Origin of the sequence: Mycolicibacterium vulneris (assembly GCF_002104765.1) — a bacterium.
GTDB classification, from domain to species: domain Bacteria; phylum Actinomycetota; class Actinomycetes; order Mycobacteriales; family Mycobacteriaceae; genus Mycobacterium; species Mycobacterium vulneris.
The window spans coordinates 42,796-63,778 of record NZ_NCXM01000034.1 but is presented as its reverse complement, the minus strand read 5'-3'; the positions used below and the strand labels follow the sequence as shown (position 1 = coordinate 63,778).

Sequence of the window (20,983 nt, the reverse complement as noted above, 5' to 3'; positions counted from 1 at the left end):
GACAGGAGACCTTCACCCATCAACGACCGCTACAGCGTGTCGTCACACTTACTCAACCAACCTGCCTGGGCAGTACATCTAGGACAGCCCACGCCCGGGTTCCCGGGCGATTTTGCGCTTGCTCGCGCCATGGAGCCGCCGCCCCAGGCAAGATGAGGGGATGCGGATCGGAGTGCTTACCGGAGGCGGCGACTGCCCCGGGCTCAACGCGGTCATCCGGGCAGTGGTGCGAACATGCGACTCCCGGTACGGCTCGTCGGTGGTCGGATTCCAGGACGGTTGGCGCGGACTGCTGGAGAACCGGCGCGTCCAGCTGCAGAACGACGACCGCAACGACCGTCTGCTGGCCAAGGGCGGAACCATGCTGGGCACCGCCCGCGTGCACCCCGAAAAGCTGCGCGCCGGCCTGAACCAGATCAAGCAGACCCTGGACGACAACGGGATCGACGTGCTGATCCCCATCGGCGGGGAAGGCACACTGACGGCCGCGCACTGGCTCTCGGAGGAGAACGTCCCCGTGGTCGGTGTGCCGAAGACCATCGACAACGACATCGATTGCACCGACGTGACTTTCGGCCACGACACCGCATTGACCGTCGCCACCGACGCCATCGACCGGCTGCACAGCACCGCCGAATCGCACCAGCGGGTGATGCTGGTCGAGGTGATGGGCCGCCACGCCGGCTGGATCGCGTTGAACGCGGGCCTGGCTTCCGGCGCGCACATGACCCTGATCCCCGAGCAGCCCTTCGACGTCGAAGAGGTCTGTCGGCTCGTCAAAAGGCGCTTCCAGCGCGGAGATTCGCACTTCATCTGCGTGGTCGCCGAGGGCGCCAAGCCTATTCCCGGATCGATTGCGTTGCGAGAAGGCGGGATTGACGAGTTCGGCCACGAGAAGTTCACCGGGGTCGCGGCCCAGCTTGGCGCCGAGGTGGAGAAGCGGATCAATAAGGACGTCCGGGTGACCGTGCTGGGCCACGTCCAGCGAGGCGGCACCCCGACGGCCTACGACCGGGTGCTGGCCACCCGGTTCGGCGTGAACGCGGCCGACGCCGCGCATGCCGGCGAATACGGCCAGATGGTGTCGCTGCGCGGGCAGGATATCGGCCGGGTGCCGCTGGCGGACGCGGTGCGTCAGCTCAAGCTGGTGCCGGAAAGCCGCTACGACGACGCCGCCGCATTCTTCGGTTAGGCCGCGTCGCCGGGCAAACAACAGGTGGATCTGAGTGAACCGCGGCTTGAATTCGGCCGCTAATGATCCAGGTGGTTCGCAATTGCGACACTTTGGTGGTTTCCGGACCGGTCCTTCGGGGTTATACCGGGAGTATGAGCAACCGCGGTGCGATTCGCGGATTCGTTCAGCAATCCGCTGTAGCGGCGAGACCACCGGGCCCGCCGAATCAGATGCCGGGGCCGCGTGCGCGGCGCGCGAGCGGCGACCCGGCAGCCACCACCGTGCCGCGGTCGCACGGTCCGAATCAGCCGGTGGCCGGCCCGCCGCAACCTCCGCCGGCCGCGCCGCCGCCACCCCCGCGGGTGCCACCCCCTCCTCGACCCGAGCCGATGCTGGGCGCGACGGCGCTGGACCGCTTCGACGCGCAGAACACGGACCCCGCGGGGTTTAACTGGCGACAGTTGCTCCATCGCGTCACCGGGATCGAGATCGGCCCGGGCAAAAACACGGCCTACGAGAACGAGCTGCGGCAGCGCATCCGCGCGGTCGTTGGTGGTGCCTTTCCGATCGCCGTGCTCAACCTCAAGGGTGGGGTCGGCAAGACGACGGTGGTGGAGGCACTGGGGTCGACGTTCGCCGCCGTGCGCCGCGACCGGGTGCTTGCTCTCGATATCGACGCCGGAGACTTGGCGGAGCGCCACGGCCGGCGCAACCCGCACAGTATGGCCGACCTGCTGCACGGCAACCCGGCGGCGCAGTATGAGGACATCCGCGCGCTGACGTATATGAACGGCTTCGGGCTGGAAGTGCTCGGGTTGCCGGACTCGGACTGGCGTCTGGAGCGCCACGACATGCTGCGGGCCTTCTCGATGCTGCGAAACCAGTACTCGTTGGTGTTGGTCGACTGCGTCAAAACGCTCAATTCCGGTGTGATGGACGCCGTTCTACCGGAATCGCGCGCCCTGGTGGTGGTCACCAGCCCCGCCATCGACGCCGTACGCAAAACGCGGACGACGCTGGAGTGGTTGTGCCACAACGGGTATCAATCCTTGATGCAGTGGACCGTGCTGGCTGTCAACCACGTCGAGCCGGCCAAGGTCGACGGCGTGGCCGTCACCGAACTCGACCGGTTGTCCGCCCGCGTCGGCGCCACGGTGGTGCTGCCGTTCGACCGGCACGTGCACGATGGGCGAAAAATCGCGCTGGACCGGCTGAGCAAGGAGAGCAGGCGCAGTTATCTGGAGATGGCGGCCGTGCTGGCCGACATGTTCCCGGGCCGGGGAGGGCAGCGCGACCAATTCCCGGTGGCGCGATCACCGCGCACCGGCTGATATACACCGGCTCCGCCGCGCTCGCGATCACCACTAGGTTTGATCGGTGGTGACTCGCTTCGCCCGGCTCCGCCGCGCTCGCGATCACCACTAGGTTTGATCGGTGGTGACTCGCTTCGCCCGGCTCCGCCGCGCTCGCGATCACCACTAGGTTTGATCGGTGGTGACTCGCTTCGCCCGGCTCCGCCGCGCTCGCGATCACCACTAGGTTTGATCGGTGGTGACTCGCTTCGCCCGGCTCCGCCGCGCTCGCGATCACCACTAGGATCGAGCGCATGAGTGTTGCCGCCAGCGCCGATCTAATGGACTACGACGACGTCATCGCGCGATTCGATCCGGTACTCGGCCTCGAGGTGCACGTCGAACTGTCCACCGTCACCAAGATGTTCTGCGGCTGCACCACTGCATTCGGCGCCGAACCCAACACCCAGGTCTGCCCGGTGTGCCTCGGCCTGCCCGGCTCGCTGCCGGTTCTCAACCAGAACGCGGTCGAGTCGGCCATTCGCATCGGTTTGGCACTGAACTGCGAGATCGTGCCCTGGTGCCGCTTCGCCCGAAAGAACTACTTCTACCCGGACCAGCCGAAGAACTACCAGATTTCGCAGTACGACGAGCCGATCGCCATCAACGGCTACCTCGAGGCACCGCTGGAGGACGGCACCACCTGGCGGGTCGAGATCGAGCGTGCGCACATGGAGGAGGACACCGGCAAGCTCACCCACATCGGCAGCGATACCGGCCGCATCCACGGCGCGACCACATCGTTGATCGACTACAACCGTGCCGGCGTGCCATTGATCGAAATCGTCACCAAGCCCATCGAGGGCGCCGGGGCCCGGGCGCCGCAGATCGCCCGCGCCTACGTGACGGCGTTACGAGACCTGTTGCGCGCGCTGGACGTATCCGACGTCCGGATGGACCAGGGCTCGATGCGGTGTGATTCCAACGTGTCGCTCAAGCCGACCGGTACGACCGAGTTCGGCACCCGGACCGAGACCAAGAACGTCAACTCGCTGAAAAGCGTTGAGATCGCGGTGCGTTACGAAATGCAACGCCAGGCCGCGGTCTTGGTGTCAGGCGGTCGAATCGTCCAGGAGACTAGGCACTTTCACGAGGCCGGCGGCTACACGAGTCCGGGCCGCACCAAAGAGACGGCCGAGGACTACCGGTATTTCCCCGAGCCGGACCTGGAGCCGGTCGCGCCCAGTCGCGAGCTGGTCGAGCGCCTGCGTCAGACCATCCCCGAGCTGCCGTGGTTGAGCCGCAAGCGCATTCAGGACGAGTGGGGCATCTCGGATGAGGTGATGCGTGACCTGGTCAACGCCGGCGCGATCGAACTGGTCACCGCGACCATCGAGCACGGCGCGTCCAGCGAGCAGGCTCGGGCCTGGTGGGGAAACTTCCTGATGCAGAAGGCCAACGAGGCCAACGTGACGCTGGACGAGCTGGCCATCACGCCCGCCCAGGTCGCCGCGGTGGTGGCGCTGGTCGACGAGGGCAAGCTATCCACCAAGCTGGCCCGCCAGGTCGTCGAGGGTGTGCTGGCCGGCGAGGGCGAGCCCGAACAGGTAATGACCGCCCGCAATTTGGCGCTGGTGCGCGACGACTCGGTGACGCAGGCCGCCGTCGACGAGGCGCTGGCCGCCAACCCCGATGTGGCAGAAAAGATTCGCAGCGGCAAGGTGGCCGCGGCCGGCGCGATCGTCGGCGCGGTGATGAAGGCCACCCGAGGCCAGGCCGACGCTGCCCGGGTGCGCGAACTGGTGTTGGCCGCCTGCGGCCAGGGCTAGCCCCGGGTTAATCGACCGTCATCACGACGGCGAACCCGTCAGCTCTTGTCGTCGCTGTTACGCGGGAATCCGCCACCCTGCGGGAACAGCGGAAACACCACGTCGTCCAGCTTCTCGGCATCCCCGGCCGTCTTGTTAACCGTTGCGCCCCAGACGTTTCCATCCGGCGACATGCGCAACGCCCACGCGTGCGCGTGGGTGTCCTTGCGGACGACGTCGGGCTCACCGGTGACCGCGCCGGTGGCCGGCGCCAGCCGGACCGCCACCGTCAGCTTGGTGTTGATCAGGTTGACCAGCACGGTCCCGTCCATCGCCGCGCATCCGGCCACGCCCGGCTTGTCCGGCCAGGTCCACACCGTGGACACATCCGACGTTTTGGTGATGCGCTGCAACCGATCTGCCGTCGGGGTGCGGTCGGCGACATACAGTGAGCCGTCCACCGGGTCGGTGCACAGGCCGCCGCCGGCACCCACCCCGGACAGCGCCGTCGTCGGCGGCGCCTGACCCACGGTGGTCGGCTGCTCGATCCGCAGCACCTTGCCGGCCAGCGATTTGGGGTCGGCGGCCAGCGCCGGATTGCCCGCGTCGCCGGTCATCACGACCAGCGTGGTGGGGCTGGTGAAGATCAACGCTCCGGTGTTCCCGGTGGCGCCCTTGGGGATTCCGGTCAAGATGTCCTTGGGGATATCGCCGTCGGCCACGCGGATGACCCGGTTGTCGGTCGGCGTGCTGATGTAGGCGTACATCAGGCGGTCCTGCGTGTAGGTGGGCGACATGACGATGTCCATCAGGCCGCCATCCCCGGACGGGTCCACCGGGATCACCGTCTTCACCTTGGGCTCGGCGCTGACGGAGATCTCCTTGACCGCGCCGGTGGTGCGTTCGGCGACGAGCGCGGTTTTGCTGTCGGGGCCCATGATCAGGCCACTGGTGCTCTCCAGGCAGCCCTGCATCACCCCGGGAGCGGGGCAGGCCTTGGGAAACGGCGTGGGCGGCAGCGGCGGCGGCGGGGGAGGCGTCGAACTGGGCTGCGGCTTCAGTTCGGGGGCGGTGGTGAACGGTTGCGATTGGGCGTCGTTGAAGCGCGCGCACCCGCTCGTTACCAGCACGAGGGCGCACAGCACGGCGAAGCCGCGCCGAACCGACCGCCCCGATCGCCCTAGTCGCATGACCGTCAGGCTACGGACACTGCGAGCGGCACCGCCACACACGTCCCTTGGCCGCCGCCGAAAACCCGACCACGACCCCTTTTTCGCCCGTGCCCGGCACGACGTCCGGCGAACGGGAGGTCTCGCGCGGGCCGGGCCCCAGACGGGTTCGGGAGGCGATTTGGGGCCAATCCGGGCCGATTTGACGGGCAAACCACCGATTGCCAGGCGAAAGCGCCGCTCAAATCCCCAATTCAGGACCGAATGCCCTTACCCTGACACCCGTGACCAGTCAACCGAATGACGCACATTGGCAACGGCCTGGCGAATCGCCGGAGCCGACCCCGGGACGCCCCGCCTCGGCGCGGCTGGTCGATCCCGAAGATGATCTGACGCCAGTCGGCTACCCCGGCGACTTCAACCCGTCGACCGGAACCACCACCGTCATCCCCTACGGCGGCGCCCGCGCGGTCGTCGGCTCCGGGGCCGGTGGCTACAACCTGCTGGAACAGCAGGAGCCCTTGCCTTACGCCCAGCCGCATTCGGCGGCCCGGCACAGCGCCGTCGAGTCCACCGACATCGACGACGACGATGAACACCACGACCGGTTGCACGACGTCGGCCGGCGCGGAACGCAGCATCTCGGTTTGCTGCTGCTCCGCGTCGGGCTGGGCGTCGTGCTCGGCGCCCACGGGCTGCAGAAATTGTTCGGCTGGTGGGGCGGCTCGGGCGTGACGGGGTTCAAGAACTCACTGTCCGACGTCGGCTACCAGCACGCCGACATCCTCGCCTACGTGAGCGCCGGCGGCGAGGCCGTCGCGGGCGTGCTGCTGATCCTGGGCCTGTTCACGCCGGTGGCCGCGGCCGGTGCGCTGGCGTTTCTGATCAACGGCCTGTTGGCCAGCGTCTCGGCGCGGCCCCACACCCGCATCTTCTCGTTCTTCCTGCCCGAGGGCCACGAATACCAAATCACCCTGATCGTCATGGCCGCCGCGGTCGTGCTGTGCGGGCCCGGCCGCTACGGCCTGGACGCGCGCCGCCGTTGGGCGCATCGGCCCTTCATCGGGTCGTTCGTCGCACTGCTGGCGGGCATCGCGGCCGGTGTCGGGGTGTGGGTTGTCCTCAACGGCGTGAACCCGATCGGCTGACCGGCCTTCTCACTGGTAGGGGTTGGGAACCCGCCCCGCGCTGGCCTCGGTCAGCTCGGGCAGCGTGGAGAACGTGACCGCAGGTAACCGCAGGTCGCCACCGCTCTTGAGGTGTGCGCGTCCCCACGAACCGCGGTGGAAACGCAGCCCGTCGATGTCGTCCCAGCGCACCCGCCGGCTGCCGAAAAGCGTCCGAACGGTCACGCCCTGGTCGTCGGCGACGGTGCGGAGCCGGACGATCATCGCCGACAGCAGCACCGGAAGGATCAGCAGCGGGAACGACGGCGGCCACAGCATCACCGGAATCAGCAACCCCAAGATCAGGAACCCGACGGCAAGATGCGCTATCGGCGACACCTTGATCACGACTGGCGCTGCGGAGGGTGTTTGGGGGGACGAACCGGTAGCCACCCCACCATCATTTCACCCGGCACCCGGGCTCGGTCCGGCGAGCGCCCGCCCGGCGACGCCGTCGCCAACCGCGCTGGTGACCGGGGCGCCGAAGATCACGGATTTGACTGCTGAGCTGTGCGAAGGCTACCGTCGGACGCTATGGATACCGCCGGAAAGCCCGGGATGCTCGTAGTAATTAGTCAGCGCGTTGGTGGCTGACTTGCTCTTGTGCATGTGAAGCAATCCAGCACCAACGCGCAACCCTCGTGCAGCAGATGAGCTGTCGGGGGTTTTTTGTTGCCCCCAGCGAGACTCCCGGAATGAATAAGGACTGAACGACAGTGAGCGCTCCCATCAGGCAGCACGCCTCCGCGGCACCGGACGCTGCCGACATCGCCACGGACGCGGCCAAGCCCGCCGCGAAGTCTGCGGCCGGCAAACCGAAACGTATTGGGCCCGAGCAACTTACCGGCGCACAGTCGGTGATCCGCTCGCTGGAGGAACTCGGCGTAGAGGTCATCTTCGGCATCCCCGGCGGCGCGGTGCTGCCCGTCTATGACCCGCTGTTCGACTCGAAGAAGCTGCGCCACGTACTGGTCCGCCACGAGCAAGGCGCCGGCCACGCCGCCAGCGGCTACGCGCACGCCACCGGCAAGGTCGGCGTCTGCATGGCGACGTCGGGGCCCGGCGCCACCAACCTGGTGACCCCGCTGGCCGACGCCCAGATGGACTCGATACCGGTCGTCGCCGTCACCGGCCAGGTCGGGCGCTCGCTGATCGGCACCGATGCGTTCCAGGAAGCCGACATCTCGGGCATCACGATGCCGATCACCAAGCACAACTTCCTGGTCCGCTCGGGCAACGAGATCCCGCAGGTGCTCGCCGAGGCGTTCCACATCGCCTCCTCGGGCCGCCCCGGGGCGGTGCTCGTCGACATCCCCAAGGACGTGCTGCAGGGCCAGTGCACGTTCAGCTGGCCGCCGCGGATTGATCTGCCCGGCTACAAGCCGAACACCAAGCCGCACAGCCGGCAGATCCGTGAGGCCGCCAAGCTGATCGCGGCCGCCCGCAAGCCGGTGCTCTACGTGGGTGGCGGGGTCATTCGCGGTGAAGCGACCGAGCAGCTGTACGAGCTGGCCGAGCTCACCGGCATCCCCGTGGTGACCACGCTGATGGCGCGCGGCGCGTTCCCGGACAGCCATAAGCAGCACATGGGCATGCCCGGCATGCACGGCACCGTCGCCGCGGTGGCGGCCCTGCAACGCAGCGACCTGCTGATCGCCCTGGGAACCCGCTTCGATGACCGGGTGACCGGGCAGCTGGACACCTTCGCCCCCGAGGCCAAGGTCATCCACGCCGACATCGACCCGGCCGAGATCGGCAAGAACCGGCATGCGGACGTGCCGATCGTCGGCGACGTGAAAGCCGTCATCATCGAGCTGCTCGAGCTGCTGCGCCAGGACGGGATTCCCGGGAAGCTCAACATGACCGAGTGGTGGGCCTACCTGAACCAGGTTCAGTCCACTTACCCGCTGAGCTACGACCCGCAGAGCGACGGCAGCCTCGGCCCGGAGTACGTCATCGAGAAGCTGGGCCAGATCGCCGGTCCGGACGCCCTGTACGTCGCCGGCGTCGGCCAGCACCAGATGTGGGCGGCCCAATTCATCTCGTACGAGAAGCCGCGCACCTGGCTCAACTCCGGCGGGCTGGGCACCATGGGGTTCGCCATCCCGGCGGCCATGGGCGCCAAGATGGCGCGCCCGGACGCCGAGGTGTGGGCGATCGACGGCGACGGCTGCTTCCAGATGACCAACCAGGAGCTGGCCACCTGCGCGATCGAGGGCGTGCCGATCAAGGTGGCGCTGATCAACAACGGCAACCTGGGCATGGTGCGCCAATGGCAGACGCTGTTCTACCAAGAGCGGTACTCGCAGACCGATCTGGCCACTCACTCGCACCGCATCCCGGACTTCGTGAAGCTGGCGGAGGCATTGGGTTGCGTCGGATTGCGTTGCGAGCGTGAGGAAGACGTCGAAGACGTGATCAACCAGGCGCGGGCGATCAACGATCGCCCGGTGGTGATCGACTTCATCGTCGGGGCCGACGCGCAGGTGTGGCCGATGGTGGCCGCCGGCACCAGCAATGACGAGATTCAGGCGGCCCGCGGAATCCGCCCGCTGTTCGACGATGAGAGCGAAGGGCACGCCTGATGCACATGCATACCCTGTCGGTGTTGGTCGAGGACAAACCCGGCGTGCTCGCCCGGGTGGCGGCGCTGTTCTCGCGGCGCGGGTTCAACATCGAATCGCTGGCCGTCGGTGCCACCGAGCAGAAGGACATGTCGCGGATGACCATCGTGGTGTCCGCCGAGGAGACCCCGCTCGAGCAGATCACCAAGCAGCTCAACAAGCTGATCAACGTCATCAAGATCGTCGAGCTCGACGACGACAACTCGGTGTCCCGGGAATTGGCGTTGATCAAGGTGCGCGCCGACGCCGGCATCCGCAGTCAGGTGATCGAAGCGGTGAACCTGTTCCGCGCCAAGGTGATCGACGTGTCGCCGGAGGCGCTGACGATCGAGGCGACGGGTGACCGCGGCAAGATCGAGGCGCTGCTGCGGGTCCTGGAGCCCTTCGGGATCCGCGAAATCGTCCAATCCGGAGTGGTGTCGCTGGCTCGCGGTTCGCGCGGAATCGGCACGGCCAAATAAGTTTTCAGCTGAAACAAGAAGGAGATAGTGAAGTGGCTAACCCGTCTGGGGAGACATTGCCGATGTTCTACGACGACGATGCGGACCTGACGATCATCCAGGGTCGAAAGGTCGGTGTCATCGGATACGGCAGCCAGGGACACGCGCACTCGCTGAGCCTGCGCGACTCGGGCGTGCAGGTGAAGGTGGGCCTCAAGGAGGGTTCGAAGTCGCGGGCCAAGGTGCAAGAGCAGGGCCTTGACGTCGACACCCCCGCCGAGGTCGCCAAGTGGGCCGACGTCATCATGCTGCTGGCGCCCGACACCGCGCAGGCCGACATCTTCAAGAACGACATCGAACCCAACCTCAAGGATGGGGACGCGTTGTTCTTCGGCCACGGCCTCAACATCCACTTCGACCTGATCAAGCCGCCGGCCAACGTCACCATCGCCATGGTGGCACCGAAGGGCCCGGGGCACCTGGTGCGCCGGCAGTTCGTCGACGGCAAGGGAGTGCCCGCGCTGATCGCCGTCGACCAGGACCCGAACGGCGACGGCGAGGCGCTGGCCCTGTCCTATGCCAAGGCCATCGGCGGCACCCGCGCCGGTGTCATCAAGACCACCTTCAAGGACGAGACCGAGACCGACCTGTTCGGTGAGCAGGCCGTGTTGTGCGGTGGCACAGAGGAATTGGTGAAGACCGGTTTCGACGTGATGGTCGAGGCGGGCTACCCGCCGGAGATGGCCTACTTCGAGGTGCTGCACGAGCTCAAGCTGATCGTCGACCTGATGTACGAGGGCGGGATCGCGCGGATGAACTACTCGGTGTCCGACACCGCGGAATTCGGCGGCTACCTCTCGGGTCCGCGCGTCATCGACGCCGGCACCAAGGAGCGGATGCGAGAGATCCTGCGCGACATCCAGAGCGGCGAGTTCACCAAGAAGCTGGTCGCCAACGTCGAGGGCGGCAACAAGCAACTCGAGCAGCTGCGCAAGGAGAACGCCGAACACCCCATCGAGGTCACCGGCAAGAAGCTGCGCGACCTGATGAGCTGGGTCGACCGGCCGATCACCGAAACGGCCTAGCGTTTTCGCGCCGAGCTTCGTCGACACTGAAACTACGCACACCCGTTGCGGCGTGTCGTGTGCGTAGTTTCAGTGTCGCGGCGCAGAACCCAGCCGGTCGGCGACGGCGACCACCCGGCGGGCCAGATGCTCGAGCGCGGTGCCGGTCGGTTCGTCGAATTCCTTGATGTTGTCGTGGGTGGTGACCAGGCTCGCCCCATAGGGATTGCCGTCGACGAACTTGCACGGGTCCGTGTATCCCGGCGGCACGATGATGCCGCCGAAGTGCATCAGCGTGATGTAGAGCGAGAGCAGGGTGGTCTCCTGGCCGCCGTGCACGGTGTTGGACGACGTGAAGCCCGCGTACACCTTGTCCGCGAGCTTGCCCTGCGCCCACAGCCCGCCCAGCGAGTCGAGGAACGCGCGCAATTGCGCTGCCGGAGAACCGAACCGGGTCGGCGAACCGAAGATCACCGCATCGGCCCAGACGATGTCGTCGCCGCTGGCCGTCGGAAGGTCTTTGGTGGCCTCATAGTTCGCCGTCCAGGCCGGGTTGTGGGCGAATGATTCGGGATCCTGTGTTTCGGCGACGTGCCTCAGGCGGACTTCGGCCCCCGCCGACTCGGCCGCGGCGGCCACGCGCTGCGCCATCGTAGTGCCATGGCCGGTGGCCGAGTAGTAGATGATCGCAAGCTTCGTCACGGCGTCATCGTAGGCCGCAGATCCGGGATCGTGTCGATCCCGAATTCCCGGCGCAATAACGTGCGTGCCGCGTAGTAGCCGGCCATGCCGTGCACACCGCCGCCCGGCGGCGTGGCCGCGGAGCACAGGTACACCTTGGGAATGGGTGTGCGCCAAGGGTTTAACCGCGGCGTCGGGCCGGCGATCGCCCGCCAGGCGGAGTTGCCACCCATCCCGATGTCGCCGCCGACGTAGTTGGCGTTGTGGTCGCACAACCGGGCGGCCGGCACCGCGCGCGCCGCCACCACGACGTCGCGGAAGCCGGGGGCGAACCGCTGGACTACCGCGGTCACCGCTTCGGTCGCGTCGACGGTGGACCCCGCCGGCACGTGGGCGTAGGTCCAGAAGGGCCGGCGACCGGCGGCATCGATGCGGCCGGGGTCGACCACGTGCGGCGACGCGGCCAGCACCATGGGCCACTGCGCGTGACGGCCCGCGGCGATGTCGGCCTCGGCGCGAGCCATCTGCGCCCGGGTGCCGCCGAGATGCAGGGTCGGGGCCTGCCGCAGCCGGGGGTCCGACCACGGAATCTCGTCGTTGAGCACGAAGTCGACCTTGGCAACCCCGGGACCAAAGGCATAGCGCCGCAACGCCTTAGCGTAGCGAGCGGGCAGGGCTTCGCCGTAGATGCGCAGCAGCGCGGTCGGCGCGGTGTCGAAGGCGGCGACCCCGCCCGGCGGCGACGTCACCTCGGTGCCCGCCGTGAGCTCGCCCCCATGCGCGCGCAGGTCGGCGATGAGGGCGTCGGTGATCGCCTGGCTGCCGCCCACCGGAATCGGCCATCCGACCGAGTGCGCGAGGGTGGCCAGCATCATCCCGGCACCGGCCGCGGTCAGCGACGGCATTCGCGAAATGATATGCGCGGCAACGCCGGTGAATAGCGCGCGGGCGTCCTCGCCGGCCAGCGTCCCCCACGCCGGGGTGCCTTGGGTCAGCATCCGCAGACCCAGCCGCAGCGCCGACGGCAGCGAGTTCGGCACCGACCTTTTGTCGCCCAGCAGCAGGGCCACCACGTCGTCGGAACGCTCGACCAGCGGGCCGAGCAGGCGTTTGAAGGACGCGCCGTGCTCGAGTTCGGCGCAGGTGCGGTCCAGGTCGCGGTAGGCGATGACCGCGGGGCGCCCCGGCAGCGGGTTGGCGTACGAGATCGCGGGCACCGCCAGCTGGACGCCGCGGGCGGGCAGGTCGAATTCTTTGAAGAACGGCGACGCCAGCGCCAACGGGTGCACGGCCGAGCAGATGTCGTGCAAGACTCCCGCAGAATCTGGGTCGGGTGCGGTCCGCGCACCCCCGCCAAAGGTCGGCTGAGCTTCGACGACCTGCACTTTCAGGCCGGCCCGGGCGCAGATTGCGGCAGCCGTCAACCCGTTGGGTCCGCTGCCGACGATGGTGACGTCCACGCGTCAATTACAGCCGATAGGCTGGCCGGGTGAATCTGCCTGTTGTACTCATTGCCGACAAGCTCGCCGAATCCACCGTCGCCGCCCTGGGCGACCAGGTCGAGGTGCGCTGGGTAGACGGCCCCGATCGGGAGAAGCTGCTGGCGGCCGTACCGGAGGCCGATGCGCTGCTGGTGCGTTCGGCCACCACGGTCGACGCCGAGGTGCTGGCGGCTGCGCCCAAGCTGAAGATCGTCGCCCGCGCCGGGGTAGGCCTGGACAACGTCGACGTAAACGCGGCCACCGAGCGCGGTGTGCTGGTGGTCAACGCGCCGACGTCGAACATCCACAGCGCCGCCGAACACGCGCTGGCGCTGCTGCTGTCCGCGGCCCGCCAGGTTCCGGCCGCCGATGCCACGCTGCGCGAGCACGCCTGGAAGCGGTCGTCCTTCTCGGGCACCGAGATCTTCGGCAAGACGGCCGGCGTGGTGGGCCTGGGCCGGATCGGGCAGCTGGTTGCCCAGCGGCTCAGCGCCTTCGGCACCCACCTGATCGCCTACGACCCCTACGTGTCGCCGGCGCGCGCCGCGCAGCTGGGCATCGAACTGCTGACGCTGGACGAACTGTTGAGCCGCGCCGACTTCATCTCCGTGCACCTACCGAAGACGCCCGAAACCGCGGGCCTGATCGACAAGGACGCGCTGGCCAAGACCAAGCCGGGCGTCATCATCGTGAACGCCGCCCGCGGTGGCCTGGTGGACGAGGCCGCGCTGGCCGACGCGGTGCGCAGCGGCCACGTGCGCGCGGCCGGCCTGGACGTCTTCTCCAAGGAGCCGTGCACCGACAGCCCGCTGTTCGAGCTGCCGCAGGTGGTGGTCACACCCCATCTGGGCGCATCGACCGAAGAGGCGCAGGACCGGGCCGGCACCGACGTCGCGGCAAGCGTGAAGCTCGCTCTGGCCGGGGAATTCGTTCCCGACGCGGTCAACGTCGGCGGCGGGGTGGTCAACGAGGAGGTAGCGCCCTGGCTGGACCTGGTGCGCAAGCTCGGGGTGCTGGCCGCCACGCTGTCCGACGGCCCGCCGGTGTCCTTGTCGGTGCAGGTGCGCGGCGAACTTGCCTCCGAAGATGTTGAGGTGCTTAAACTTTCGGCGCTGCGCGGGTTGTTCTCGGCTGTCGTCGAGGGGCCGGTGACGTTCGTCAACGCCCCGGCGCTGGCCGAAGAACGCGGCATCACCGCCGAAATCGGCACCGCGTCGGAAAGCCCGAACCACCGCAGCGTGGTCGATGTACGCGCGGTTGCGCACGACGGCACCGCCGTCAACGTCGCCGGCACGCTGTCGGGGCCGCAGCTGGTGGAGAAGATCGTGCAGATCAACGGGCGCAACTTCGATCTGCGCGCCCGGGGCACCAACCTGGTGATCAACTATGTCGATGCGCCCGGCGCGCTGGGCAAGATCGGCACCCTGCTGGGTTCGGCCGGAGTGAACATCGAAGCCGCACAACTCTCCGAGGACGCCGAGGGCCCGGGTGCGACGATCCTGCTGCGCCTGGACCGCGACGTGCCGGGTGATGTGCGGGCCGAAATCGGCGCAGCCGTCGGCGCCAATAAGCTTGAGGTGGTTGATCTGTCGTGAAGCTCGCGGTGATCGAAGGCGACGGCATCGGGCCCGAAGTCATATCCGAGGCCATCAAAGTTTTGGACGTGGTGCTGCCCGGGGTGGACAAGACGAGCTACGACCTGGGTGCGCGGCGCTACCACGCCACCGGTGAGCTACTGCCGGACTCGGTCGTCGACGAGCTGCGCGCGCATGACGCCATTCTGCTCGGGGCGATCGGTGACCCGTCGGTGCCCAGCGGCGTGCTGGAGCGAGGGTTGTTGCTGCGCCTGCGTTTCGAGCTGGACCATCACATCAACCTGCGGCCGGGCCGGCTGTATCCGGGAGTGAACAGCCCGCTGGCCGGCAACCCCGACATCGACTTCGTGGTGGTGCGCGAGGGAACCGAAGGGCCCTACACCGGCACCGGCGGCGCCATCCGCGTCGGAACGCCCAACGAAGTCGCCACCGAGGTAAGCCAGAATACGGCTTTCGGTGTGCGCCGGGTGGTGGCCGACGCGTTCGAGCGGGCCCAGCGGCGCCGAAAGCACTTGACGCTGGTGCACAAAACCAACGTGCTGACCTTCGCCGGCAGGCTGTGGTCGCGCATCGTGGCCGAGGTCGGACGCGACTATCCCGACGTCGAGGTGGCGTATCAACACATCGACGCCGCGACCATCTTCATGGTCACCGACCCGGGCCGCTTCGACGTGATCGTCACCGACAACTTGTTCGGCGACATCATCACCGACCTGTCGGCGGCGGTGTGCGGCGGAATTGGCTTGGCGGCCAGTGGAAATATCGACGGCACCCGGACCAATCCCTCGATGTTCGAGCCCGTGCACGGCAGTGCGCCGGACATCGCGGGCCAGGGCATCGCCGATCCGACGGCCGCCATCATGTCGGTGGCACTGCTGCTCGCCCATCTCGGTGAGGACGCCGCCGCTACGCGGGTGGACCGGGCCGTCGAGCAGTATCTCGCAACGCGTGGGGACGAACGGCGCGCCACCACCGAAGTCGGCGAACGGATTGCTGCCGGGCTCTAGTTTCCAGGCCGGGCGGCACCAACCGCGTCGGCACCAGCGGCACCGCCGCCAGCGGGAACAACGCGCACAACATCCACGCGGGGGGGTATTTCGCGGCCGAGATCAACGCACCGAACAGCGGGGGGCCGGCGGCGGCCATGATCCGCTGGGTGGTGTTCTGGATGCCCAGGGCGCGTCCGCTCCAGTAGGGGCCGGCGAATTCGGTGATGGCCGTGGCCTCTAACCCGTTGTCGAGGACCGCGATCACCGAGATGGCGACCATCAGCCCCGCCTGCCACCGCGAGTTCACGTAGTCGGCCCACGCCAGCAGCAGCAGGATCAGCACGGCGGCGGCCGCGATGTAGCGCACCGGCCGCATGCGCGAGCCGAGCCGATCGGACCAGCGGCCCACGGCCACGCGTCCGAGCGCACCGAGCAGCTGCGACAGGGTGACCAATCCGCCGGCGGCCGCGACCGACCAGTGCAGGTTCTTGATCAGCCACACCAGCATGAACGTCACCGTGACCGTTTGCGGCATCATCATCAGGCCTGCCACCGCGTGAATTCGCCATAGCGTCAACGACCCTCGATACGGGCTGGCAAGTTCCTGATCGCTGGCACTGGCGCGGGGTTTGCGCGGCGGGTCGACGATTCCGACGACGCTCACTACCGCTCCGAACACGCACGCCAGCGCGGTGAACCGGAGCCCGGCCTGCGGCCCGTGTTCGGCGAGCTCGGGAATTATCATCGCGCCCAAGGCGATTCCCAGCGGCTGCGCGGTTTGGCGGATGCCCATGGCCAGCCCGCGCTGGTGTGGTGGGAACCAGGCGGACACCAGCCGCCCGCCGGCCGTGTTGCAGCTGGCGGCGGCCATACCGCCGAGGAAGAGGTATACGGCGATCATCACCATCGAATGCGCCGACGCCGCCGCGTACGCGGCTATGGCGGTGAGCGCCGAGCCCGTCGCCATCACCACCCGCTCGCCGACCCGGTCGAGCACGTATCCCCAGAGCACCAGCGTCACCACCATGCCCCAGCTGGGCATCGAGGCGAGCAGACCGGCCTCGTCGAGCCGGATTCCGCGCGCGCCTTGCAGCGACGGGATGAGGAACGCGACGCCGTTGATGAAGAGGAACGAACTTGCCGTTGCCAGCAGCGAAACGATCATGATCGACCAGCGGGCGCCCGCGCCGATTTCGGGCGTCGCGGCCTGGTCGGACTGCATTCCCCATGCTTGCATACCGGCGGGAAATTTACGGGCAGGACCTGTGCCGTCGCCCGTCATTGGCACCCCCAATTTCGCGCCGGATGGTGCCGGCCCGCCACGCCCGGCTACGCCGCGCTCGCGACCGTCACTGGCTCGGATGGTGCCGGCCCGCCACGCCCGGCTACGCCGCGCTCGCGACCGTCACTTGCTCGGATGGTGCCGGCCCGCCACGCCCGGCTACGCCGCGCTCGCGACCGTCACTGGTTCGAATGGTCAGCGCTCCTCAGGCCGTCACGGCCCGAATCGTCGCCAGACTAGGCTCAACCAAATGCGCCTTGGTCGAATCGCCAGCCCGGACGGTGTCGCCTTCGTCAGTATCGAAGGTGACCTCAACGACCCAGCCGAGATGATCGCGCGCGAGATCGCCGAACATCCATTCGGCACGCCGAACTTCACCGGCCGTTCATGGCCGCTGGCCGACGTACGGCTGCTCGCCCCGATACTGGCCAGCAAGGTGGTGTGTGTCGGGAAGAACTACGCCGATCACATCGCCGAGATGAAGGACATGACCGGCCCCGCCCCGGTGGATCCGGTGATCTTCCTCAAGCCCAACACCGCGATCATCGGGCCGAATGTGCCGATTCGGTTGCCGGCCAACGCATCACCGGTGCACTTCGAGGGCGAGCTGGGGGTGGTCATCGGCCGGCCCTGCAAGGACGTCTCGGCAGCCCAGGCGGCGGAGAACATCCTCGGCTACACCATCGGCAACGACGTCTCGGCGCGCGATCAACAAAAATCCGATGGACAGTGGACCAGGGCCAAGGGGCATGACACCTTCTGCCCGGTGGGGCCGTGGATCGTCACCGACCTCAAACCGCTGGACCCCGGCGATCTGGAATTGCGCACCGAGGTCAACGGCGACGTGAAGCAGCACAGCCGTACCTCGCTGCTGATCCACGACATCGGTTCGATCGTCGAGTGGATTTCGGCCGTGATGACCCTGCTGCCCGGCGACATCATCCTCACCGGCACGCCGGCGGGCGTCGGGCCCATCGAGGACGGCGACACCGTCTCCATCACCATCGAGGGCATCGGCACCCTCACCAATCCCGTGGTCCGTAAAGGAAAATCGTGACTGCACCAGCACAAGCACCCATGGTCCGGGTCCGATTCTGTCCCTCGCCCACCGGAACCCCGCACGTCGGAATGGTCCGCACGGCGCTGTTCAATTGGGCGTACGCCCGACACACCGAGGGCACCTTCGTGTTTCGCATCGAGGACACCGATGCGCAGCGCGACAGCGAGGAAAGCTATCTGGCGCTGCTGGACGCGCTGCGCTGGCTCGGCCTGGATTGGGACGAGGGGCCCGAGGTGGGCGGACCCTATGGCCCGTACCGCCAGTCGCAGCGCAGTGAGATCTATCACGACGTGGTGAACCGGCTGCTCGAAGCGGGCGAGGCGTACTACGCCTTCTCGACGCCGGAGGAGGTCGAGGCGCGCCATGTTGCCGCGGGCCGTAATCCCAAGCTGGGCTACGACAATTTCGACCGTCAGCTGACCGATTCCCAGCGCGCCGCGTTCCTGGCCGAGGGCCGCAAACCCGTGGTGCGGCTGCGCATGCCCGACGAAGACCTCGCGTGGGACGACCTGGTTCGCGGCACCACCAGCTTCGCCGCAGGGTCGGTGCCGGATTTCGCCCTGACCCGCGCCAACGGAGATCCGTTGTACACCTTAGTGAACCCGTGTGACGACGCGCTGATGAAGATCACCCACGTGCTGCGCGGCGAGGACCTGCTGCCGTCGACCCCGCGTCAGCTGGCGCTGTATCAGGCGCTGATCCGCATCGGCGTGGCCGAGCGGACCCCGCAGTTCGCGCACCTGCCAACGGTATTGGGGGAGGGAACCAAAAAACTCTCCAAGCGCGACCCGCAGTCGAACCTGTTCGCCCATCGCGACCGCGGCTTCATCCCCGAAGGTCTGCTCAACTATCTCGCGTTGCTCGGCTGGGCCATCGCCGACGACCACGACGTGTTCAGTCTCGACGAGATGGTGGCCGCGTTCGATGTGGTCAACGTCAACTCCAATCCCGCCCGCTTCGACCAGAAGAAGGCCGATGCGCTCAACGCCGAGCACATCCGGATGCTGGCGCTCGACGACTTCACCGCCAGGCTGCGCGACTATCTCAACGTCCACGGCCATCGCCTCGACTTGGACGACGCCGGCTTCGCCACTGCCGCCGACCTGGTGCAGACCCGGATCGTGGTGCTCGGCGACGCGTGGGACCTGCTGAAGTTCCTCAACGACGACGAATACGCGCTCGACCCCAGGGCCGCCGCCAAGGAGCTGGGAGTCGACGGCGCCGCAGTGCTGGATGCGGCGCTGCCCGCGCTGGATGCCGTGACGGAGTGGACGGCGCCGCAGATCGAGGCCGCGCTCAAAGCCGCGCTCATCGACGGCCTGGGCCTCAAACCGCGCAAGGCGTTCGGCCCGATCAGGGTGGGGGCCACCGGGACGACGATCAGCCCGCCGCTGTTCGAGTCGCTGGAGCTGTTGGGCCGCGACCGAAGCATGGGGAGACTGCGGGCCGCGCGCGAGATGGCCGGGCGGGACCCCGCTTGAGCGACCGGGACCACGCGTGCGAAGTGTCCGCCGAGACTTTGGTAGTCTGCACTGCGGTTTAGGAAAGGCCGACAACGGCTGGCGGCGGCGGACTCCAAAGTGCTTATGAAAGCCCGCAATCGACGCTGACCAGCGGTTTTAGGCAGCCAATGGGGTATGGTGTAATTGGCAACACAGCTGATTCTGGTTCAGCCATTCTAGGTTCGAGTCCTGGTACCCCAGCAAAACTCTCGCTAAACCCTCCGACCCTCAAGCGATTAGGTGGGCTTAGCGGGGTGAGCTATGCTGACTGCTCGGATCGTTTCTGGCCCCGTCGTCTAGCGGCCTAGGACGCCGCCCTCTCACGGCGGTAGCGTGGGTTCGAATCCCATCGGGGCTACAAATATCGCAGCTACTGGCCGGTCCCCAGGACCGCCGGTGCTGTCGATCCACCCACCGGCATGGCCGGTAGGCCGAGTTTGCGGTGATCCCACGAACGAGCCCGACGGGCCACGATGCGAACGCAGACCCGCTTGTTCATCATCTGCTCGACGAACGGCTTCATGTCGTCGCTGTAGGGACCGGTGTAGCGCTCCCACACGCTGACGCCCACGCGGTGTGAGACGTCGGGATCGTCGACGATCTCGGCCACGCCCTCGAAGGACACCCCGCGCAGTGTGTCGTACGTGTTGCCGTCCTCGATCAGAAAGCTCACCCGCGGATCGCGCTTGAGGTTGATTGCCTTCTGCGACTTGGCCTTGGTCTCCAGCCAGATCTCGCCGTCGACGACGGCGTACCACATGGCGGTCAGGTGTGGCTGGCCGTCGGTGCCGATGGTGGCCAGCGTGCCGGTGCGGCTTTTCACGACGAAATCGGCGATCTCGTCTTCGGACATGACGATGCTCGCGCGCTGATTGGTTCCCATGCCGGTCAGTCTGTCAGGCCAGCTGCGATCCGGTGTGGGCCGGTGGCTCAGAGGCGGCGGGTGAGTGCCTCGGCGGCGGACAGGAGGTCGGCGGCCCAGCGCGCCCCGGGGCGCCGGCCGATCCGGTCGATGGGACCCGACACCGAGATGGCCGCGACGACGGCACCACGGCCATCGCGCACCGGCGCCGACACACTCGCCACGCCCGGCTCGCGTTCGGCCACGCTTTGGGCCCAGCCCCGCCGCCGCACTTCGGCCAGGGTTCGTTCGGTGAATTTCGCCGTCGCGAGGACGGTTTTCTGGGTGGCCGCGTCGCTATGGGCCAGTAGCACTTTGGCGCCCGACCCGGCCGTCATCGGCAATCGGGCCCCGATCGGGACCGTATCGCGAAGGCCCGCAGCGGGTTCCAGGGCGGCCACGCAGACGCGGTCGGTGCCCTCGCGGCGGTACAGCTGCACGCTCTCACCGGTGGTTTCGCGCAACAGCGGCAGCACCGCGCTGCTGGCGGCCAGCAGCGGATCGTTGACGTGGGCCGCGAGTTCGGTGACGGCCGGGCCCAGTAGCCAGCGTCCTTCGTCGTCGCGCGCCATTAGGCGATGCACTTCGAGGGCGGCGGCCAGCCGGTAGGCCGTCGCGCGGGGCAAGGAGGTCCGCTCACACAGTTCGGCTAACCCACAGGGTGATTGGGAGATCGTGTGGAGGATACCCACGGCTTTGTCCAGGACGCCGATACCGCTATGCTGTCTCACAAGAAGATACTAGCGTCTCGTATT

At 67.6% G+C, this 20,983-nt stretch carries 18 protein-coding genes and 2 tRNA genes; 13 read left to right on the top strand and 7 right to left on the bottom strand.

Features of this window, described 5'->3' with window-relative positions; genetic code table 11:
• Positions 1–160: 160 nt before the first annotated feature.
• From B8W69_RS25345 to gatB, 3 genes are all read left to right on the top strand, one after another.
• Positions 161–1,192, top strand: coding sequence for an ATP-dependent 6-phosphofructokinase (locus B8W69_RS25345; RefSeq protein ID WP_065027280.1), 1,032 nt, complete (start codon positions 161–163; stop codon positions 1,190–1,192).
• A 293-nt stretch (positions 1,193–1,485) separates the two neighbouring features.
• Positions 1,486–2,505 (top strand): MinD/ParA family ATP-binding protein, encoded by a 1,020-nt coding sequence (locus B8W69_RS25340; RefSeq protein ID WP_245843364.1) that lies wholly within the window; start codon positions 1,486–1,488, stop codon positions 2,503–2,505.
• 275 nt (positions 2,506–2,780) lie between these two features.
• Positions 2,781–4,295 (top strand): Asp-tRNA(Asn)/Glu-tRNA(Gln) amidotransferase subunit GatB, encoded by a 1,515-nt coding sequence (gene gatB / locus B8W69_RS25330; protein WP_085292453.1) that lies wholly within the window; start codon positions 2,781–2,783, stop codon positions 4,293–4,295.
• A 38-nt stretch (positions 4,296–4,333) separates the two neighbouring features.
• Here the strand turns inward: gatB and B8W69_RS25325 are convergent, their stop codons facing one another.
• Positions 4,334–5,464, bottom strand: coding sequence for a PQQ-dependent sugar dehydrogenase (locus B8W69_RS25325; RefSeq protein WP_085292452.1), 1,131 nt, complete (start codon positions 5,462–5,464; stop codon positions 4,334–4,336).
• A 263-nt stretch (positions 5,465–5,727) separates the two neighbouring features.
• Between B8W69_RS25325 and B8W69_RS25320 the strand changes: the two genes are divergently transcribed.
• A complete protein-coding gene (locus B8W69_RS25320; protein ID WP_085292451.1) occupies positions 5,728–6,591 on the top strand; it encodes a DoxX family protein in 864 nt (287 codons plus the stop codon).
• Between the two features lie 9 nt (positions 6,592–6,600).
• Here B8W69_RS25320 and B8W69_RS25315 read toward each other — a convergent pair whose 3' ends face one another.
• Positions 6,601–6,957: a PH domain-containing protein gene (locus B8W69_RS25315; protein ID WP_085292450.1), complete on the bottom strand. Its 357-nt coding sequence runs from the start codon at positions 6,955–6,957 to the stop codon at positions 6,601–6,603.
• 368 nt (positions 6,958–7,325) lie between these two features.
• Here B8W69_RS25315 and B8W69_RS25310 point away from each other — a divergent pair, with 368 nt between their 5' ends.
• The 3 genes from B8W69_RS25310 to ilvC all read left to right on the top strand — a co-directional run bounded on the left by B8W69_RS25310 (position 7,326) and on the right by ilvC (position 10,758).
• Positions 7,326–9,194, top strand: a complete 1,869-nt coding sequence (locus tag B8W69_RS25310) for an acetolactate synthase large subunit (RefSeq protein ID WP_085292449.1) — start codon at positions 7,326–7,328, stop codon at positions 9,192–9,194.
• Positions 9,194–9,694: an acetolactate synthase small subunit gene (ilvN, locus tag B8W69_RS25305; RefSeq protein WP_085292448.1), complete on the top strand. Its 501-nt coding sequence runs from the start codon at positions 9,194–9,196 to the stop codon at positions 9,692–9,694. Before B8W69_RS25310 ends, ilvN begins: the two co-directional genes overlap by 1 nt.
• Positions 9,695–9,756: 62 nt before the next feature.
• Positions 9,757–10,758, top strand: coding sequence for a ketol-acid reductoisomerase (ilvC, locus tag B8W69_RS25300; RefSeq protein WP_085292447.1), 1,002 nt, complete (start codon positions 9,757–9,759; stop codon positions 10,756–10,758).
• Between the two features lie 69 nt (positions 10,759–10,827).
• On the opposite strand, the gene wrbA is transcribed toward ilvC, so the two are convergent.
• Together wrbA and B8W69_RS25290 are read right to left on the bottom strand one after the other, a co-directional pair.
• On the bottom strand, positions 10,828–11,439 hold the full coding sequence (gene wrbA, locus B8W69_RS25295; RefSeq protein ID WP_085292446.1) for an NAD(P)H:quinone oxidoreductase: 612 nt from the start codon (positions 11,437–11,439) through the stop codon (positions 10,828–10,830).
• Positions 11,436–12,878 (bottom strand): phytoene desaturase family protein, encoded by a 1,443-nt coding sequence (locus B8W69_RS25290; RefSeq protein WP_085292445.1) that lies wholly within the window; start codon positions 12,876–12,878, stop codon positions 11,436–11,438. The genes wrbA and B8W69_RS25290 overlap by 4 nt, the downstream gene beginning before the upstream one ends.
• Before the next feature lie 29 nt (positions 12,879–12,907).
• Here B8W69_RS25290 and serA point away from each other — a divergent pair, with 29 nt between their 5' ends.
• Positions 12,908–14,494, top strand: a complete 1,587-nt coding sequence (serA, locus tag B8W69_RS25285) for a phosphoglycerate dehydrogenase (RefSeq protein WP_085292444.1) — start codon at positions 12,908–12,910, stop codon at positions 14,492–14,494.
• Positions 14,491–15,501, top strand: coding sequence for a 3-isopropylmalate dehydrogenase (locus B8W69_RS25280; protein ID WP_085292443.1), 1,011 nt, complete (start codon positions 14,491–14,493; stop codon positions 15,499–15,501). Before serA ends, B8W69_RS25280 begins: the two co-directional genes overlap by 4 nt.
• On the opposite strand, the gene B8W69_RS25275 is transcribed toward B8W69_RS25280, so the two are convergent.
• Complete coding sequence (locus tag B8W69_RS25275; protein WP_110882056.1) at positions 15,401–16,705, bottom strand: MFS transporter; 1,305 nt, start codon at positions 16,703–16,705, stop codon at positions 15,401–15,403. The two genes, B8W69_RS25280 and B8W69_RS25275, sit on opposite strands and share 101 nt — an antisense overlap.
• Positions 16,706–17,015: 310 nt before the next feature.
• Here B8W69_RS25275 and B8W69_RS25270 point away from each other — a divergent pair, with 310 nt between their 5' ends.
• The 4 genes from B8W69_RS25270 (at position 17,016) to B8W69_RS25255 (ending at position 19,685) form a co-directional block, all read left to right on the top strand.
• Positions 17,016–17,822: a fumarylacetoacetate hydrolase family protein gene (locus tag B8W69_RS25270; RefSeq protein ID WP_064950747.1), complete on the top strand. Its 807-nt coding sequence runs from the start codon at positions 17,016–17,018 to the stop codon at positions 17,820–17,822.
• A gap of 20 nt (positions 17,823–17,842) precedes the next feature.
• Positions 17,843–19,306: a glutamate--tRNA ligase gene (gene gltX, locus B8W69_RS25265; protein WP_085292441.1), complete on the top strand. Its 1,464-nt coding sequence runs from the start codon at positions 17,843–17,845 to the stop codon at positions 19,304–19,306.
• A 150-nt stretch (positions 19,307–19,456) separates the two neighbouring features.
• A tRNA-Gln gene (locus tag B8W69_RS25260) sits at positions 19,457–19,528 on the top strand.
• A gap of 84 nt (positions 19,529–19,612) precedes the next feature.
• A tRNA-Glu gene (locus B8W69_RS25255) sits at positions 19,613–19,685 on the top strand.
• 12 nt (positions 19,686–19,697) lie between these two features.
• Here B8W69_RS25255 and B8W69_RS25250 read toward each other — a convergent pair.
• Both B8W69_RS25250 and B8W69_RS25245 read right to left on the bottom strand, forming a co-directional pair.
• The gene (locus B8W69_RS25250) at positions 19,698–20,210 is read right to left on the bottom strand and encodes a pyridoxamine 5'-phosphate oxidase family protein (protein WP_085292440.1); all 513 of its coding nucleotides are present in this window, start codon (positions 20,208–20,210) and stop codon (positions 19,698–19,700) included.
• Between the two features lie 47 nt (positions 20,211–20,257).
• Entirely contained in the window at positions 20,258–20,959 is a 702-nt protein-coding gene (locus tag B8W69_RS25245) for an IclR family transcriptional regulator (protein ID WP_085292439.1), read from the bottom strand.
• Positions 20,960–20,983: the final 24 nt, after the last annotated feature.

Bases quoted from the DNA above. Each gene is read 5' to 3' on its own strand.
- B8W69_RS25250 (WP_085292440.1), bottom strand. From the start codon at position 20,210: ATGGGAACCAATCAGCGCGCGAGCATCGTCATGTCCGAAGACGAGATC.
- B8W69_RS25325 (WP_085292452.1), bottom strand. From the start codon at position 5,464: ATGCGACTAGGGCGATCGGGGCGGTCGGTTCGGCGCGGCTTCGCCGTG.
- ilvN (WP_085292448.1), top strand. From the start codon at position 9,194: ATGCACATGCATACCCTGTCGGTGTTGGTCGAGGACAAACCCGGCGTG.
- gltX (WP_085292441.1), top strand. From the start codon at position 17,843: ATGGTCCGGGTCCGATTCTGTCCCTCGCCCACCGGAACCCCGCACGTC.
- ilvC (WP_085292447.1), top strand. From the start codon at position 9,757: ATGTTCTACGACGACGATGCGGACCTGACGATCATCCAGGGTCGAAAG.
- B8W69_RS25270 (WP_064950747.1), top strand. From the start codon at position 17,016: ATGCGCCTTGGTCGAATCGCCAGCCCGGACGGTGTCGCCTTCGTCAGT.
- gatB (WP_085292453.1), top strand. From the start codon at position 2,781: ATGAGTGTTGCCGCCAGCGCCGATCTAATGGACTACGACGACGTCATC.
- B8W69_RS25275 (WP_110882056.1), bottom strand. From the start codon at position 16,705: ATGCAGTCCGACCAGGCCGCGACGCCCGAAATCGGCGCGGGCGCCCGC.
- B8W69_RS25345 (WP_065027280.1), top strand. From the start codon at position 161: ATGCGGATCGGAGTGCTTACCGGAGGCGGCGACTGCCCCGGGCTCAAC.